General features: G+C 64.4%; 11 protein-coding genes. 5 read left to right on the forward strand and 6 right to left on the reverse strand.

What is annotated here, in order from left to right; translation table 11 throughout:
* Positions 1-119 precede the first annotated feature (119 nt).
* The 5 genes from LB515_RS07695 to LB515_RS07715 all read left to right on the forward strand — a co-directional run bounded on the left by LB515_RS07695 (position 120) and on the right by LB515_RS07715 (position 7,702).
* Positions 120-1,760, forward strand: coding sequence for an acyl-CoA synthetase (locus LB515_RS07695; RefSeq protein WP_224707334.1), 1,641 nt, complete (start codon positions 120-122; stop codon positions 1,758-1,760).
* A gap of 437 nt (positions 1,761-2,197) precedes the next feature.
* Complete coding sequence (locus LB515_RS07700) at positions 2,198-2,803, forward strand: TetR family transcriptional regulator (protein WP_140844245.1); 606 nt, start codon at positions 2,198-2,200, stop codon at positions 2,801-2,803.
* 83 nt (positions 2,804-2,886) lie between these two features.
* Positions 2,887-4,020, forward strand: coding sequence for an efflux RND transporter periplasmic adaptor subunit (locus LB515_RS07705; RefSeq protein WP_224707507.1), 1,134 nt, complete (start codon positions 2,887-2,889; stop codon positions 4,018-4,020).
* Positions 4,021-4,331: 311 nt separating this feature from the next.
* Complete coding sequence (locus tag LB515_RS07710) at positions 4,332-7,484, forward strand: efflux RND transporter permease subunit (RefSeq protein WP_224707335.1); 3,153 nt, start codon at positions 4,332-4,334, stop codon at positions 7,482-7,484.
* Positions 7,485-7,531: 47 nt separating this feature from the next.
* Complete coding sequence (locus tag LB515_RS07715) at positions 7,532-7,702, forward strand: hypothetical protein (RefSeq protein ID WP_224707337.1); 171 nt, start codon at positions 7,532-7,534, stop codon at positions 7,700-7,702.
* A gap of 72 nt (positions 7,703-7,774) precedes the next feature.
* Here LB515_RS07715 and LB515_RS07720 read toward each other — a convergent pair whose 3' ends face one another.
* The 6 genes from LB515_RS07720 to LB515_RS07745 form a co-directional block, all read right to left on the reverse strand.
* Positions 7,775-9,484: an APC family permease gene (locus LB515_RS07720; protein ID WP_224707338.1), complete on the reverse strand. Its 1,710-nt coding sequence runs from the start codon at positions 9,482-9,484 to the stop codon at positions 7,775-7,777.
* 367 nt (positions 9,485-9,851) lie between these two features.
* The gene (locus tag LB515_RS07725) at positions 9,852-12,221 is read right to left on the reverse strand and encodes a DUF1989 domain-containing protein (RefSeq protein WP_224707339.1); all 2,370 of its coding nucleotides are present in this window, start codon (positions 12,219-12,221) and stop codon (positions 9,852-9,854) included.
* Positions 12,222-12,475: 254 nt separating this feature from the next.
* Positions 12,476-13,102, reverse strand: coding sequence for a sarcosine oxidase subunit gamma (locus LB515_RS07730; RefSeq protein WP_224707340.1), 627 nt, complete (start codon positions 13,100-13,102; stop codon positions 12,476-12,478).
* Positions 13,095-16,076 carry a sarcosine oxidase subunit alpha gene (locus tag LB515_RS07735; RefSeq protein WP_224707341.1) on the reverse strand — a complete coding sequence of 994 codons (2,982 nt, stop codon included), beginning with the start codon at positions 16,074-16,076 and terminating at the stop codon, positions 13,095-13,097. The genes LB515_RS07730 and LB515_RS07735 overlap by 8 nt, the downstream gene beginning before the upstream one ends.
* The gene (locus tag LB515_RS07740) at positions 16,076-16,351 is read right to left on the reverse strand and encodes a sarcosine oxidase subunit delta (RefSeq protein ID WP_140544196.1); all 276 of its coding nucleotides are present in this window, start codon (positions 16,349-16,351) and stop codon (positions 16,076-16,078) included. The genes LB515_RS07735 and LB515_RS07740 overlap by 1 nt, the downstream gene beginning before the upstream one ends.
* A gap of 67 nt (positions 16,352-16,418) precedes the next feature.
* Positions 16,419-17,672 carry a sarcosine oxidase subunit beta family protein gene (locus LB515_RS07745; RefSeq protein ID WP_095768777.1) on the reverse strand — a complete coding sequence of 418 codons (1,254 nt, stop codon included), beginning with the start codon at positions 17,670-17,672 and terminating at the stop codon, positions 16,419-16,421.
* Positions 17,673-17,707 lie beyond the last annotated feature (35 nt).

Consider the following 17,707-nt stretch of genomic DNA (forward strand, 5'->3'; position numbering starts at 1 on the left):
CCAATCCGGATTGCCGTTCCACCAAGCCGGCGCAGCATAGCATTTTCAGCCGTGGAAGGGGATAGCGTGACGGCCGGCCTAAGGTTAGAAAGCTCGAAAAGAACATCGGGGAGAACGGGATGGCTAATCCTTACGAACAGGATCTCGACAGGAACGCTGCCAACCACCAGCCGCTGACGCCGCTCACCTACCTTGAGCGCGCGGCCAAGACCTATCCCGACCATGTCGCCATCGTTCATGGCAACCAGCGCATCACCTATCGCGATTTCTGGCGCCGGTCGCTGAAGCTTGCCTCGGCGCTCGCGAAGCACGGCATCAGCAAGGGCGATACGGCGACGGTGATGTTGTCCAACACGCCGCCGATGCTGGAAGCCCATTTCGGCGTGCCGATGGTGAAAGCGGTGCTGCATTCGCTGAACACCCGCCTCGACGCCGCCGTCATCGCGTTCCAGCTCGACCATGCCGACAGCAAGGTGCTGATCGTCGACCGCGAGTTCTCGGGCGTCGTTAAGGACGCGCTGGCCTTGGCCAAGGTGAAGCCATTGGTCATCGACTATGACGATCCGGACTATGCCGCCGACGCACCCTATCCGAAGGGCGAACGGATCGGCTCAGCTGATTACGAGGAGTTCGTCGCCGCCGGCGACGAGACCTTTGTCTGGTCGATGCCCGATGATGAGTGGGACGCCATCTCGCTCAACTACACCTCCGGCACCACGGGCAATCCGAAGGGCGTCGTCTATCACCATCGCGGCGCGGCGCTGATGGCCTACACCAACACCATCCATGCCGGCATGGCCAAGCACGCGGTCTATCTCTGGACGCTGCCGATGTTCCATTGCAACGGCTGGTGCTTCCCCTGGACTTTGGCCGTGCAGGCCGGCACCCATGTCTGCCTGCGCTGGGTGCGGGCAAAGCCGATATACGACGCCATCGCCGACCACGGCGTCACCCATCTGTGCGGCGCCCCGATCGTCATGTCGGTGCTGATCAACGCGAAGGATGAGGACAAGCGGCAGTTCGCACAGACCGTCACCTTCAACACCGCCGCAGCGCCCCCGCCGGAGGCCGTGCTGTCCGGCATGGCCGATGCCGGCTTTGCCGTCACCCATCTCTACGGCCTGACCGAGACCTACGGCCCGGCGGTCGTCAACGAGTGGCACTATGAGTGGGACGCGCTGGAGAAGGGACCGAGGACGCAGAAGAAGGCACGCCAGGGCGTGCGCTATGCAGCGCTCGAAGGTCTGACGGTGATGGATCCCGGGACGATGATGGAGACGCCGGCCGACGGCGAGACCATCGGCGAGGTCATGTTCCGCGGCAACATCGTCATGAAGGGCTATCTGAAGAACCGCAAGGCCACCGACGAGGCCTTCGCCGGCGGCTGGTTCCATTCCGGCGATCTCGGCGTCATGCATCCGGACGGTTACATCCAGCTCAAGGATCGCTCGAAGGACATCATCATCTCGGGCGGCGAGAACATTTCGTCCATCGAGGTCGAGGACGCTCTCTACAGGCATCCGTCGGTTGCCTCGTGCGGTGTGGTTGCCCGCGCCGATGACAAATGGGGCGAGGTCCCGGTCGCCTATGTCGAGCTGAAGCCCGGCAAGACCGCGACCGAGGCCGAGATCATCGAGCACTGCCGAGGGCTGCTGGCGCGTTTCAAGGTGCCGAAGGCGGTGGTGTTTGCCGAAATCCCGAAGACCTCGACGGGGAAGATCCAGAAGTTCAGGCTGCGGGAGATGGCGAAGAGGGCGTGAGCGCAGCCCCCAGCGTTGGCAACTAGCATTTGGCCCCTGCGCGGTCGTCATCCACGGGCGAAGCAAGGAGCGTAGCGACGCGCGCAGACCCGAGGATCCATTCCGTGACATCAGTCGAAGAACGAAGCCGGATCAAGAAGTTACGCTGATATCCGCCCAACAATCGCTGACGGCTATTCTCGACCCGTTGGAGCACGGCCGCATGGTCACGGAATGGATCCTAGGGTTTCCGCGACGTCGCTTCGCGACTGCTCCACCCTAGGATGACGACCTCACAGGTGCCGGCGAAAATTGTCGGAGTCGCCAGCCACCGATCTCCCTCCTGTCACCATCTGTCACCAATTATACGCGTACGTCGATTTCGCGTTGACTCCTCGCCGCTTTCGTTTTACGACTGATGAAAATTGAAATTCGTCACTCATCAAACCGAAAGCGCTATGTCAGAAGCCGCCAACATCGTGGCAGACCCCGCCAGACAGGAGAATGTGACCCGCATTCTCGACTGCGCCGAGCGGCTGTTCCGCCATTATGGCTACGGTAAGACCAATGTTGCCGACATCGCTCGCGAGCTCGGCATGTCGCCCGCCAACATCTACCGCTTCTTTGCCTCCAAGGTCGAAATCCACCAGGCCGTCTGCGGCCGCATGCTCGGCGCCAGCTACAAGATGGCCTACGAGATCATGCATCTCCCGGTCAGCGCCGAGGAGCGGCTGCGCCGCTACATCCATGCCCAGTACAAGATGACGCTCGAGACCATGCTCGACGAGCAGAAGGTGCATGAGATGGTTATCGTCGCGCTGGAGCGCGACTGGTCCGTCATCGACAAGCATGTCAACAGTATCCACGACCTGTTCGCCGAGGTGATCCGCGAGGGCATCGAGGCAGGCGAGTTCAGGCAGCAGGATCCTGAAACCGCCGCGCGCTGCTTCGGCGCCGCCACCGTCATTCTGTGCCACCCGCAGATGGTGGCGCAGTGCCTTGCCAAGACCAACCGGGCAATGCCCGACGAACTTATCGACTACGCCATCAGAGCCTTGAAATAGAAGCCGTCCGCCGCGTGCGGTCGGCAGATCATCTCCAGTTCGGGAGTGCTAAAGTGTCTTTGTCCAGTTCCATCCTCCGCAGGCTGCCGGCCGCCGGCCTTCCCGCCATCGGCATCGTCGTCGCCGCGCTTGCCCTTGCCGGCTGCAGCCAGGAAAAGGCCGAGGTCGTTCAGGAAGTCGTCCGGCCGGTCAAGGTGGTCGAGATCGGCGAGGCGCGGACCACCCGCCAGCTCGACTATTCCGGTTCGGTGCGCGCCCGCATCGAGATGAACCTCGGCTTCCGCATCGCCGGCAAGGTCACCGAGCGTCTGGTCGATATCGGCCAGCATGTGAATGAAGGCGACGTGCTCGCCCGCGTCGATCCGTCTGACTACGAGCTGTCGGTGAAGAGCGCGCAGGCCAGCCTCGACGCCGCCGAACGCCAGGTCGAGACCGTCGATCTCGCCAGGAAGCGCGCCGAGCAGCTCTATGCCAAGAACTTCGCGCCGAAGTCGCAGCTCGATCAGGCGCGGCTGACTTACGACCAGGCCGTGGCGACGCGCGATGCCGCCCGCTCGACGCTGGCCCAGGCGCAGAACCAGGTCCATTACACCGATCTCAAGGCCAGCCAGGCCGGCATCGTCACCGCCATCTCCGCCGATGTCGGCCAGGTGGTCGGCGCCGGCACGCCCGTCATGACGGTCGCGGTGGACGGCGAGAAGGAAGTTTCGATCGCCGTGCCGGAGATGGATATTGCAGGGTTCAAGCCCGGCAAGGAAGTCAAGGCGAGCTTCTGGTCGGACGAAGGGCTGACGCTTGACGGCAGGGTCCGCGAGGTTGCCGGCAGCGCCGACCCGCAGTCGCGTACCTTCGCTGTTCGGGTTTCGCTGCCCAACGATCCGCGCGTGCTGCTCGGCATGACGGCCAATGTCGAGGCAACCGTCGGCAGCAAGGCGCAGCTCGTGTCGATCCCGTTGACCGCGATGACCGAGAAGGATGGCAAGCAGATCGTCTGGACGGTCGACCGCGCCTCCGAAACAGTCCATCTGCGCCCGATCAAGGTCGCCAACTTCACTGCCGACGGTGTCGCCGTGGCGGACGGCCTCAAACAGGGCGACGTCGTGGTGGCGGCCGGCACACAGTTCATGACCGAGAATCTGAAGGTCAAGTTTGCAAGCGACGCCCAGCAATCCGCCTCGGCGGAGGACGACGTCGCGACCACCAGCAGCCTGCACTGATGCTTGTCGCCCAAAAGTGCGAAGCGGTTTTGGGACAACGACATGCATCGAACTAAAACCTGAAGTCAGGCGTAACGAACGCCTTTCCCGCTCTCGCTGCTTGCGCCGCGGGCCGGGGAAAGCATGGGTTCCGGGCGGCGAACGCCCCGATCGTGAGATGCCGGCATGTTGGCTCCCCCGCAGCAGTGCCGCGTCAAGCGCGATTTGCGAGCTCTCTCCGCTTGAGGGTCTCGCCGCCCGGAAGCCCACCGAACTGGAAGCGGCATGCCAAGCGGGCGTGCTTTGCCGATCAATTGGACTGGACGTGTGCCATGACCACCAGCGACAGCAGCACTGAAAAGCGGCCCTTCAATCTTTCGCGTTGGGCGATCGGACATCCGAGCATCGCGCGCTTCCTGTTCGGGCTGATCATCCTTGCCGGCGCGCTCGGCCTGATGCGCATGGGCCAGAAGGAAGACCCCGACTTCACCTTCCGCGTCATGGTGGTGCAGGCGGTCTGGCCCGGCGCCTCGATCCAGGACATGGAGGATCAGGTCGTCAACAAGATCGAGCGCAAGCTGCAGGAAACGCCGCATCTCGATTTCGTGCGTTCCTACACCCGCGCCGGCAGCGCCATCATCACCCTGCAGGTCAAAGGCGACACCAACACCGAGGAAGTGAAGGACGCCTTCTACCAGGTGCGCAAGAAGGTCGGCGACATCTCCAATGAATTGCCGCAGGGCCTGCTCGGCCCCTATTTCAACGACGAGTTCGGCGACACCTTCATCACGCTGCATTCGATCAGCGGCGACGGCTTCACCTATCCGGAGCTGAAGAAGTTCGCCATCCAGGCGCGCGACATGCTGTTGACGACACCGGGCGTCGAGAAGGCCGTCATCATCGGCGACCAGCCTGAGAAGATTTATATCGATGTCTCGTCCAAGGCGTTGGCCGAGCGCGGCCTGACCATCCTTGACCTGCAAAACGCCGTGAAAGGGCAGAACGCCGTCGATCCGGCGGGCTCGGTCGACACCGGCCTGCGCTCGGTGCGCATCTCGGTCGAGGGCGATGTCACCAAGGCCGCGGATATCCGCGAGCTCAGGCTGCGTTCGGGCAACCAGGTGACGCGCCTCGGCGACATCGCCACCGTCTCTTCCGGCCTCCAGGATCCTTACGACAACAAATACCTCTTCAACGGCCATCAGAGCGTCCAGCTCGGCGTCGTCATGGCCAAGGGTTTTAACGTCAGGGATGTCGGCAAGGATGTCGAGGCGACCTATCAGCGCTTCGAGGCAGGGCTGCCCTATGGCGTGTCGGTCGATCAGATCTCCGACCAGCCCCAGGTCGTCAAGGACGCGGTGAGCGAGTTCATGGAGGCGCTCGGCGAGGCGCTGCTGATCGTCCTTGCAGTCTCGCTGCTGTCGATCGGTTGGCGCTCGGGCCTGGTGATCGCCATCGCCATCCCGCTCGTCTTGGCCGCCACCTTCGCCATCATGTACGAGATCGGCATCGACCTGCAGCGCATCTCGCTCGGCGCGCTCATCATTGCGCTCGGCCTTTTGGTCGACGACGCCATGATCGTCGTCGAGATGATGGAGCGAAAGCTGGAGGAGGGGCTGGTCAAGATCGAGGCGGCGAGCTTCGCCTACACCTCGACCGCTTTCCCGATGCTGACCGGCACGCTGATCACCACGGCCGGCTTCATCCCGGTCGGCTTCGCCGCCTCCACCGCCGGCGAATATGTGCGCACGCTGTTCTATGTCGTCGGCATCGCGCTGGTCGTGTCGTGGTTCGTCGCGGTCTATTTCACGCCGTGGCTGGGCTACATGATCCTCAAGCAGCGCAAGCATGCGGGCACTCATCACGATGTCTTCGATACCGGCTTCTATCGCCGGCTGCGCGCAACGGTCACCTGGGCCGTGCGCCACCGCATCATCGTTTTGGTGATGACGCTGGTTACTTTTGCCACCAGCCTGTGGGCCTTCCAGTTCATCCCGCAGAACTTCTTTCCGCAATCCTCGCGCCCGGAAATCCTGGTCGACCTGTGGCTGCCGGAAGGCACCTCGATCAAGGATGTCGAAAACCAGGCCAAGTCGTTTGAAGGCAAGATGGCGGACGATCCGGACAAGCGCTTCATCGCCACCTATATCGGCGAAGGCGCGCCGCGCTTCTTCCTGCCGCTCGATCAGCAGCTCCGTAACCCGAACTTCGCCCAACTGCTGGTGATGGCCAAGGACGAGCCGGCGCGCGAGCGGCTGATCGTCAAGATGCGCAAGATCCTGGCGCAGGACTTCCCCTCGATCCGCGGCAAGGTCGACCGCCTCTTCCTCGGTCCGCCGACCGGCTGGCCGGTGCAGATGCGCGTCATGGGCCCGGACCGCAAGGAGGTGCGCCGTATCGCCGACGAGGTGAAAGCGAGGTTCCAGGCCAATCCGCTGCTCGGCGCCATCCACGACGACTGGCTGGAACCGGTGCCGGCGATGAAGCTGGTGATCGACCAGGATCGTGCCCGCGCCCTCGGGGTCACCTCGCAGCGCATCCGCCAGATGCTGCAGGCCACCATGTCCGGCGCGCCGCTAGACGACTTCCGCGACGGCGAGGAGACCGTCTCGATCGTCGCCCGCGAGCCGGAGGCGACCCGTCACCTGCTCTCTTCGGTCGACTCGGTCTATATCCCGACCGACTTCGGCGGATCGGTGCCGCTCTCGCAAGTGGCCAAGGTCGTGCCGGTGATGGAGCAGGGCGTCGAATGGCGGCGCGACCGCCTGCCGACGATCAGCGTGCGCGCCACGCTGCCGGACGGCGTGCAGTCCAACGACGTCGTCACCAAGATGTACAACGACATGAAGGATCTGCGCGCCGGTCTCGCACCCGGCTACAACGTCGAGATCCAGGGCGGCGCCGAGGACTCGGCCGAAAGCCAGGCCTCGATCGCCGCCAAGGCGCCGATCATGCTCGCCGTCATCGTCGTGCTGCTGATGGTCCAGCTGCAGCACTTCGGCAAGTCGATGCTGGTGCTGGCCACGGGACCGCTCGGCATCATCGGCGCCGCAGCAGCGCTGCTGATCAGCGGCGCCCCGTTCGGCTTCGTCGCCATCCTCGGCGTCATCGCGCTGCTCGGCATCATCATGCGCAACTCGATCATCCTGGTCGATCAGATAGACCAGGATATCGCCGCCGGCATGGAGCGATCGGAAGCGATCGTGGGTGCAGCCGTGCGCCGCTTCCGGCCGATCATGCTGACGGCGCTGACCGCGGTCCTGGCGCTGATCCCGATCTCGCGCGGCGTTTTCTGGGGGCCGCTGGCCTACGCCATGATGGGCGGCATCCTCGTCGCCACCGTGCTCACCATCCTGGTGCTGCCGGCCGGCTACGCCCTGTTCTTCGGCCGCGCGCCGAAGAAGGCCAAGACCGACGAGCAGGCGCCCGAGCCGGAGAACGTCGAAGGCATCGAAAGACCGCAGCTGGCCTTGGCTGCGGAATAAAAGGTGGCAACCTTGGATCATCCGCCATCGGCGAAAGCCGGTGGCGGATGATCCGCGTCAAGGTCCGCGGGGCGGAAAAATGCGCTGTGGCAAGGCTTGCGCAAAACAGAATTCTTTCTCAGCAACGCCATAAAGGTTCGACGCTGCGCGAGAATCTCGGCCTGAAGCGTCCAGAAAATCGGCTCTTTGTAAGCGAAGCGGTCCGAAAGGCCGGCTGATGCCGGGACGGGGCGACGGCAAAAAAGAACGGGCGCGCCGAGGCGCGCCCGTCTGTTTTCAAGGCTGCCGCATCAGATGACGAACACCCAGTTGGCGATCAGCATCACCACCACGCCGGCAATCAGCGTCAGGTAGGGCAGCATGCCCGCCTTCTTGACCGAGAGGTCGGCCCCCGCCATGCCGAGGTCTGCCAGCATGTGTTCGGGGAACTTGCCCTTGTCCTGGATGTAGTGGCGGAAGCAGAACACCGGGATGATCAAGGCAGCGGTGATCAGGCCGGCCCACAGCGCCATCGGGTTCCACACCTTGGCGCCGGCGCCCATGAAGATGGCGTTCACATAGGCGAAGATCGCGCCGATGCCGAGCAGCCAGGTCGGCGCCTTCCAGGGGCGGTTAATGTGGCCGTTGTCGATGCGATGGATCCAGCCCGCGTTGAGGTTGAGGAAGTTGAAGATGATGTAGCCGCAATTCGACACCGCGAGGATGAAGAAGAAGCTCGTCGCGTCGGCCGAGGCGATGGCCAGCACGATCAGGTTGAAGCAGAGGTCGGTCCACATCGCCCGCGTCGGCGCGCCATGCTCGTTGACATGGCTGAGATACCGCGGCAGCCAGCCGTCGACCGAACCCTGGTAGAGCGTGCGCGAGGAGCCGGCCATCGCCGTCATGATGCAGAGCACCAGGGCCAGGATCATCAGCATGACCAGCAGGCTGTGGATCAGCTTGCCGCCGCCGACCATGCCGGCCAGCGCGTCGGCGACGCCCGAGCCGTCGACGATCGGCGTCGCCAGCATGCCGTTCAGGCCGAGCACGCCCTGGAAGGTGAAGGGCACCAGGATGAACAGCAGCATGCAGAGCAGGCCGGAATAGAAGATCGCCTTGAACGTGTCGGTGCCGGGGTTCTTGAACTCCGACGTGTAGCAGACGGCCGTCTCGAAGCCGTAGGTCGACCATGCCGCGATGAACATGCCGCCCAGCACCAGCGTCCAGCCGGCGATGTTCCACGAACCCGGGTCGGGCGCGTAGGCGGCCGCCAACGGCACCAGCGGCGAGAAGTTCGCCCAGTCGATCTGGCCGGTGAAGATCGGCACGACGCCGACGATCAGCATCGGGATGATGACCAGAAGGCCGATATATTTCTGCACATTGGCCGTGCCGAGGATGCCGCGATGCTGGATCGCGAAGATGATCAGCATCAGCACCGCGCCGATGAAGAAGGTGGCGTTGAAGGTGAAGGACACTGGACCCAGCGTATGGCTAAACAGCGACCAGGTGCGGATCGCGGGCGTGGCGGCAGCCGCCACCGCGGCGATGGCGTCGGCGGGCGCCGTCCCGGCATGCGCGGCGATGTAGGCGACGACCTCCGGCGATGTCTCGGTGAAGGCCGGGATCGGCGCCAGCGCGTTGAGGATATAGGCGGCGGCGATCGAGCAGCCGAGCGACAGCACCGGCGACCAGGCGAACCAGTTGCACCACACCGATAGCGGCGCGATGAACTTGGAATAGCGCAGCCATGCCGTGGCGCCGTAGATCGAGGCACCGCCGGATTTGTTCGGGAACAGGCCGGCGATCTCGGCATAGGTGAAGGATTGCAGGAAACCCATGATCATGGACACCGTCCAGATCAGGAAGGCCAGTGTTCCGGTCGTGCCGGCGATGCCGCCGATCGAGAACAGGACCAGCGCTGGAACGCCGCTTGCCACCCAGAAGGCGCCACGCCAGTCGATATGCCTGAGCAGCTTGCTTTCGACAGGCTGCTCGAGGGCCGTGCTTATCGTGCTCATATCTTGTGTCTTCCCCTTTTTTGTTGTTCCCCGCCAGCGATGCTTCGGCTCTTGCGAAGCTTGCTCCCCGGCAAATCGGCGTCGGCCTGTCGTGTTTCCACTCAGTCGTATTTTTTTCTTAAGAGTGAAGATTGATCCGACGCGCTTTCGCGTCAAGCGTTTTGTGGATGTCATGCACATCGCGCTTGCGAAACATGCTCTTTCCTTCTCCCCTTTGTGAGAGAAGGTGGATCGGCGCGTAGCGCCGAGACGGATGAGGGGTGTTCCAGCGGAGTGAGAGGCGGGTGTCTTCTGGAACAGCCCTCATCCGACCGAACTTCGCTCGGCCACCTACTCCCACAACGGAAGAAGGCAAGGGTTGCCGCTATCAGGAACGCGGCCTGGTCTTCTGCGGATCGTAATGGGCGAAGGCGACAACCCGCGCCGGCAGCCGCTTGGCGTGGCCGTCGAGCTTGCCGATCTCGACCTCCGTGCCGATCTCGGCATGAGTGACGTCGAGCCGTGCCAGCGCGATGGTCTTGCCGAGCACCGGCGAACGCATGCCGGAGGTGACGACGCCGATCTGGGCGCGGCCGACATGGACGCAGTCGCCGTGGCCGACGGCGATATTGGCATCGATGTCGAGACCGACGAGCTTATGCTGCGGATGCTGCTTGCGCCGGATCAGCGCGTCGCGGCCGATGAAGTCGTCGGCCTTGGTCTTGAGTGGCACGGTGAAGCCAATGCCGGCCTCGAACGGATCGGTCTGGTCGGAGAATTCGTAACCGGCGAAGATCAGTCCCGCCTCGATGCGCACCATATCGAGCGCCTGCAGGCCCATCGGCTTCAGCCCGTGCGGCTGGCCGGCCTCCCAGACGGCGTCGAACACTTTTTCGGCATCGCGCGGATGACACCAGATCTCGTAACCGAGCTCGCCGGTATAGCCGGTGCGTGAGACGACGACGGGCACGCCATTGCCGCCGCCGATGCGGGCGACGGCGAAGCGGAACCATTCAAGCTCGCCGATCGATGGCTGCACGGGCGAGGTCCAGACCACTTCCTTCAATATGTCGCGGCTCTTCGGCCCTTGGACGGCGATGTTGTGCATCTGGTCGGTGGAGGAGCGCACCAGCACGTTGAGGCCGAGTTTTTTCGCCGTCTCGCGCAGCCACTCGCCGGAAAGATCGTCGCCGCCGACCCAGCGGAAATTATCCTTGCCGAGCCTGAGCAACGTGCCGTCGTCGATCATGCCGCCATGCTCGTAGCACATCGCCGTGTAGACGACCTGGCCGACGCCGAGCTTCTTGACGTCGCGGGTCAGCGTGTATTGCAGCAGCGCTTCGGCATCCGGGCCGATGACCTCGAACTTGCGCAGCGGCGATAGGTCCATGATCACAGCGGCCCGCCGGCAGGCCCAGTATTCGGCGATGGGGCCTTCCTTGGCGAAGGAATTGGCGAGCCAATAGCCGCGATATTCGACGAAGTCGCGCGTGTGCTTGGCAAAGCTCGAATGAAAGGCTGTCTCGCGGGTCATCTTCGGTTCCGAGTCGGGCTTCATGCGTCTGGCGATCGCTCGCGAGAATTTGTGCTGGCCTGAATAGGCGCGCACATGGATGTCGGTGAGGTCCCAGCCATTGGCGGGCGTGGTGTCGTCCGGGCAGGCCGAGGAGACGCAGACGATGTCGGTCAGGGCGCGCAAGAGCACATAGTCGCCAGGTCGCGACCACGGCTCGTCCGACACCATCACGCCATGCGCGTCGATCGCCGTGTTGAAGAAGAAATTGATCGCCATCCAGCCGGCGCGGGGCGTCACGCCCTTGTCCGACAGCGCCTTGTTGAAATTCTCCGAGCAGTTGGTGTGTCCGGGATAGCCGATGTCGTCGTAATATTTGGCGGCGCAGGCAAGCGCGAAGGCGTCGTGCCGACCGCATGTATCCTGCACGACCTCGACCAGCGGCTCCATGTCCTGGTCGTAGTATTTCGAATGCAGTCCGGGCATCGGATAGGCCGAACCCATCAGCGTGCGGGTCGTCGTCACGTCGAGCGGCAGATCGCGCCCCTTGTCCAGCTTGCGCGCGGAAAAACACTGGAAGTCGGTGCATTGCCGGCCATCGACATCGATGATCTGCAGATAGTCGCCGGCCTTGACGAAATAGGCCTCGGCGGTCGCCGACTTCACCCGGAGATCAAGCACCGGATCGGCAAGCGGATCGGGAAGCTGCGACCTGTTCTTCAGCCGGATCGTGGCGCGCCGCACCAGGACGGTGAGCGGCGTCGCGGTGTTGTGTCCGTCGACCAGCATCGGCCCGCCAGGCGTCGCGATCAGCAGCGCGCCGTCGCGCTGGATGGCAAAGCTCTGCTCTGTGCCGGCGGGCGTAGCGCCGTCGAAGACGCGCACGCCTTTCGGCTGGTCGAGTTGCACATTGCGGCGCTGGAGGCTGAGGCGCAGCGCTGAGAGGCTGTCGTCGCCGTCGGCGAGCAGCGCCTTGATGCCGGCGGCGTTGCTGTTCGACCGTTCGCCGAAAATGCCGGGATCCGTCGCGCCTGATTTGTCCCAGGCCAGCAGCTCGCAGGGCTGGCCGCCTTCGACATTGGTAACGCTGACGCTGTCGCCGGCCTCGACGTCGATCAGCACCGCGCCGTTGCCCTGGACGGTATAGCGCTCCATCCCCGGCGGCAGGCTGATCTCGCCGGGGCGCAGGATCAGGCTCGGCTTGGGCGGCCCGGACAGGACGGCGGGGTAGGGCGACTGGCTCATCTCAAACCCTCCTCCGAGCGAGAAACAAGTTTGCCTGTGTGTGAAATTATTTTAGCAGCAAGAATAGCAGGGGGAATGCGTTTGGCAAGGCGGGACTTCCCTTCTCCCCTTGTGGGAGAAGGTGGATCGGCGCGATAGCGCCGAGACGGATGAGGGGTGTTCCAGCGGAGTGAGACGCTGGCTTTCCCTGGAGCACCCCTCATCCGTCGCCTTCGGCGACACCTTCTCCCACAAGGGGAGAAGGGGTGGCTGCGCTACGCCAACTCCTCGGAATGGCCGATCGTCACGCCATACTCCGCCGCCGAGTCCAGGATCGTGTGCCACAGGCTCTCGGCGAAGGTCGCGAACACCAGCAGGTTGAACACCGCCTGTCCATCCGCCAGATCCTTGCCGCGCCACAGCGTGACGCTGGTGTGATCCATCGACGTCGCGGCCGCCGCGCCCACGCCGAAAACATCGGGGTGCAGGTCGATCGAAGACAGCTTGGCGAGCATCGTGCGCGCCTTCTCTCCAGATATGCCGATCAGCACCCGCGCATGCGATTGGTCGGAAAGCGAGGCCGAACCGACGAAGGCCGGTGCAAGCGCCTCGATCGTATGCTTGCCGCCTTTGGACAGCATCAGGAATTGGTCCGGTCCCGACCAGATCAGCGTCGCGTCGGCAGTATCGACCGCCTTGGGCATTTCCGGCGCGGCGATACCGAAGCGCCCCTGCGCAGCCTTCGCCATCTCGCCGGCCTTGCCGCGCCGCGCCATTACCTGGACGAGATCGAAATTGCGGATCTCCGTCAGCGACACGCCGGCGTCGCCTTGCGCGCCGTAGCAGCCGGCAATCAGCGCGCGGTCGAGCGGGCTGCGGACGTCCCAGGAAAACTCAGCCACGCTGGCGCCCTCCATCCGGATCGTAGAAGACGGAATTGCAGAGCTCGACATCATAGTCCTCGCCGCGCAGCGGATCATGCGCGCGCACGATCTCGCCGATGCGCTCGCGGCCGCGCTCGACGAGGCCGAGACCGATCCACTGGTCGAGCACCGGCGAGAAACAGACCGAGGTGACATAGCCCTGGTCGTTGTCGGGGCCGGGGGTCTCGCCCTTTGGAATGATGTGCGCGCCGGAGCGCAGGCGGCGCGCCTTGTCGGTCGGCTTGATGCCGACGACCACCTGCCGGTTCGGCGCGACAAGCGCCTCGCGGCCGGCCATGACGCGGCCGATGAAATCCTTCTTGGTCGACATCATCTTGCCGAGGCCGAGATCGCCCGCCGTGGTGGTGCCGTTGAGCTCCGGCCCGGCGACATGACCCTTTTCGATGCGCATCACGCCGAGCGCCTCGGTGCCGTAAGGCGTCACGCCGAACGGTTTTCCCGCAATCATTAGATTGCGCGCCATCGCCTCGCCATAGCGCGCCGGCACCGAAATCTCGAACGCCATCTCGCCGGAGAAGGAGATGCGGAACAGCCTTGCCTTCAGGCCGCCGCGCAGCTTGACCTCGCGCGCGCCCATGAACGGGAAACCTTCGTTCGACAGGTCCTCGGCCGGATCGACGATCTCTTTCAGCAGATCGCGGGTCTTAGGTCCGGCGATCGAGAACTGCGCCCATTGGTCGGAGACCGAGGTCAGCTGCACGTCGAGCTCGGGGAACAGAACCTGGCGGCAGAATTCCAGGTGCTGCATCACCAGTCCGGCCTTGGCCGTCGTGGTGGTGAGGAAGTAATGATCCTCGGCCAGCCGCGAGGTCGTGCCGTCGTCATAGACGATGCCGTCCTCGCGCAGCATCAGCCCGTAGCGAGCCTTGCCGACGGCGAGGCTGGAGAAGGCATTGATGTAGACGCGGTCGAGGAAGGCGCCGGCGTCGGGCCCGTGCACGTCGATCTTGCCGAGCGTCGAGACGTCGCAGAAGCCGACGCCGCTGCGCACCGCCTTGACCTCGCGGGTGACCGATTCCAGCCAGTCCTTCTCGCCCGCGCGCGGATACCATTGCGCGCGCTTCCACAGCCCGGTGTCGACAAAGACGGCGCCCTGTTCGGCCGCCCAGTGATGCGAGGGCGTCAGCCGCGTCGCATGGAAATTCTCGTCGCGGTGATGGCCGGCGAAGGCGCCGATGGCGACCGGCACGTAAGGCGGCCGGTAGATCGTCGTGCCGGTCTCGGGGATCGACTTGCCGCTGACGGCGGCCATGATGGCGAGGCCGGCGACATTCGAGGTCTTGCCCTGGTCGGTCGCCATGCCGAGCGTCGTGTAGCGCTTCAGATGCTCGACCGATTGAAAACCCTCGCGCTGCGCCAGTTCGACATCGGAAGCGGTGACGTCATGCTGCTGGTCGACGAAGGCCTTGCCCTTGCCGGCGACATGCCAGAGCGGTGTGATCGAAAACGCCTCGTCGTCGGCGACCGGCATCGATCCGATATTGCCGCTGCGTCCGGCGTCGCGGGCTGCGGCAGCGCCGGCTTCGAACCCCTCGCGCAGGCAGGCGCCAAGTCCGAACGCGCCGTTGGCCGCGCCCGCTGCCACCATGCCGGGCGGCGCGCCCTCCGGCACGAAGGCGGCAATGTCGTCGCGCCATTTCGGCCTGCCGCGGTGGTAGGAGGTGAGGCCGACCGCGGGGTTCCAGCCGCCAGAGACGGCGAGCCCGTCCGCCTCGACCTCGGCGCGCGCGCCGCCGGCCAGCGAGACGGAAATCTTGCGCACGCCACCCTTGCCGCCGTCGATGCCGGCGACAGCGCCGTGCAGCACCGGAAAGCCGCCTTTGCTTGCAAGCGAGCGGTGGGCCGGCGAAATGTCCGGCCGCGCATCGATCACCGCCGCAACCTGCAGTCCGGCCGCGATCGCCGTCTCGGCGGTGTGCCAGCCATCCTCATTGTTGGTGAACAGCGCGATGCGTCTCGCCGGCGTTGCTGCGTAGCGGTTGATGTAGCTGCGCATGGCCGATGCCATCATCACGCCCGGCGTGTCGTTGCCGGCAAAGACGATCGGGCGTTCGATCGCGCCGGCCGCGACGACGCAGCGCTTGGCCACGATCCGCCATAGCCGCTGGCGCACCTGATGCTCGGGCGGCACCGGCAGATGGTCGTTGACACGCTCGATCGCGCCATAGGTGCCGCCGTCATAGACACCGAACAAAGTCGTGCGCGTCATGATGCGCACATCGGGCATCGCCGAAAGCTCGGCAACCGCGCGCGCAACCCATTCGGCGGCCGGCAATCCGTCGATCATGCCGCCATCGGCGAACAGGCGCCCGCCGAGGACGAAATCCTCCTCGCACAGGATGACGCGCGCGCCGCAGCGCGCGGCGGCAAGAGCCGCCGCCAGACCTGCCGGGCCGGAACCCGCGATCACCACATCGCAATGCGCCCAGGCCTTGTCATAATGGTCGGGATCGGAAACCTGGGCAGCGCGGCCAAGGCCCGCGGCGCGCCGGATCGCAGGCTCATAAATCGCTTCCCAGAACTTGGCCGGCCACATGAAGGTCTTGTAGTAGAAACCGGCGACGAAGATCGGCGCGAACAGCTGGTTGACCGACATCACGTCGAAATTGAGCGACGGCCAGCGGTTTTGGCTGGCGGCTTCGAGCCCTTCATAGAGCTCGGCGGTCGTCGCCTTGGTGTTCGGCTCGCGTCTTGCGCCGCTGCGCAATTCGACCAGCGCGTTCGGCTCTTCCGAGCCAGCCGTCAGGATGCCGCGCGGGCGATGATATTTGAACGAGCGGCCGACGAGCTTGACGCCATTGGCGACCAGCGCGGAAGCCAGCGTGTCGCCCTTGAAGCCGAAGAGCGTCTTGCCGTCGAAGCGGAAGTTGAGCGCGGTCGAGCGGTCGATGAGACCGCCATTGTTCAGCCGGTTTGCCTGATCGCCGCGCATCACGCACCAACCTTGGCGGCGCCTGCGCCCGCCGCCGGCTCGACGGCCGAAATCTCATGCGTCAGCGTGTTGCGCGTGACCTTCAGCCAGGCCCGGCAGCCGCCGCCATGGTACCAGTGCTCGCTCATCGGGCCAGCAATGTTGTCGCGCAGATAGACGTAGTCGTAGACCGCGTCCTCGCCGGCATCGGCCGCCGGCCGTTGTGGCTTGGCGTCGCCGAGATAGGTGAACTCGCCGAGTTCGCGTTCGCCGCAGAAGGGACAGACTATGCGCATGGCTGGGTCTTCAATGCATGATGCCAAAAAATGTGAAGCGGTTTTTGGATAACATCATGCTCTATCCCTAATGCAGGTTCGGTTGGGCGCCCTGGCCCTTCTCGTCGATCATGGCGCCGCGCTGGAAGCGGTCGAGGCGGAAAAGCGCGGCTTCCTTGTGCGATTGATCGCGGGCGATGAGATGGGCGAAGACGAAACCGGAGCCGGGCGTCGCCTTGAAGCCGCCATAGCACCAGCCGGCATTGATGTAGAGGCCGTCGACCGGGCTCTTGTCGATGATCGGCGAGCCGTCCATCGACATGTCCATGATGCCACCCCACTGGCGCAAAAGCCGCACGCGGCCGATCATCGGGATCAGCGCCATACCGCCCTCGCAGACATCCTCCACGACCGGCAGATTGCCGCGCTGGGCATAGGAATTGTAGCCGTCGATATCGCCGCCGAAGACCAGCCCGCCCTTGTCCGACTGGCTGACATAGAAGTGTCCGGCGCCGAAGGTCATGACCCCGGGGATCAGCGGCTTGATCGCTTCGGAGACGAAGGCCTGCAGCACATGGCTTTCGATCGGCAGGCGAAGACCTGCCATAGCCGCGACCCGTGACGAGGAGCCGGCCACTGCCATGCCGACCTTGCCGGCGCCGATCTTGCCGCGCGATGTCTCGACGCCGGTCACCTTGCCGTTGGCGTCGCGCGTGAAGCCGGTAACCTCGCAATTCTGGATGATGTCGACGCCGAGTTCGCTCGCCGCATGCGCGTAGCCCCACACCACGGCGTCATGCCGCGCCGTGCCGCCGCGCCGCTGCAGCAGTCCGCCTTGCACGGGGAAACGCGCATTGTCGAAATTCAGGAACGGCAGCATTTTGCGCAGCGCCGCCTGGTCGAGCAGTTCCGCATCGATGCCGTTGATGCGCATGGTGTTGCCGCGCCGGGCGAAAGCATCGCGCTGCGCGTCGGAGTGATAGAGGTTGAGCACGCCGCGCTGGCTGACCATCGCGTTATAGTTGAGGTCCTGCTCCATCCGCTCCCACAGCTTCATCGACAATTCGTAGAAGCCGGTGTTGCCGGGAAGGCCGTAATTGGAGCGGATGATGGTGGTGTTGCGGCCGGCATTGCCGGAGCCGATCCACCCTTTTTCCAGCACCGCGACATTGCGGATACCGAACTCGCTGGCGAGAAACCAGGCGGTGGCGAGACCGTGGCCGCCGCCGCCGATGATGATCACGTCATAGCGGTCCTTGGGCGCAGCATCGCGCCAGGTCGGCTGCCAGTTCTTGTGGCCGGAAAGAGCGGCGCGGGCGAGCGAGAAGATCGAATATTTCATCAGTTCATTCCGAGGTCGCTCGTACCGCTAGAGCA

This window comes from Mesorhizobium sp. CA15 (assembly GCF_020165215.1).
Classification (GTDB): domain Bacteria; phylum Pseudomonadota; class Alphaproteobacteria; order Rhizobiales; family Rhizobiaceae; genus Mesorhizobium.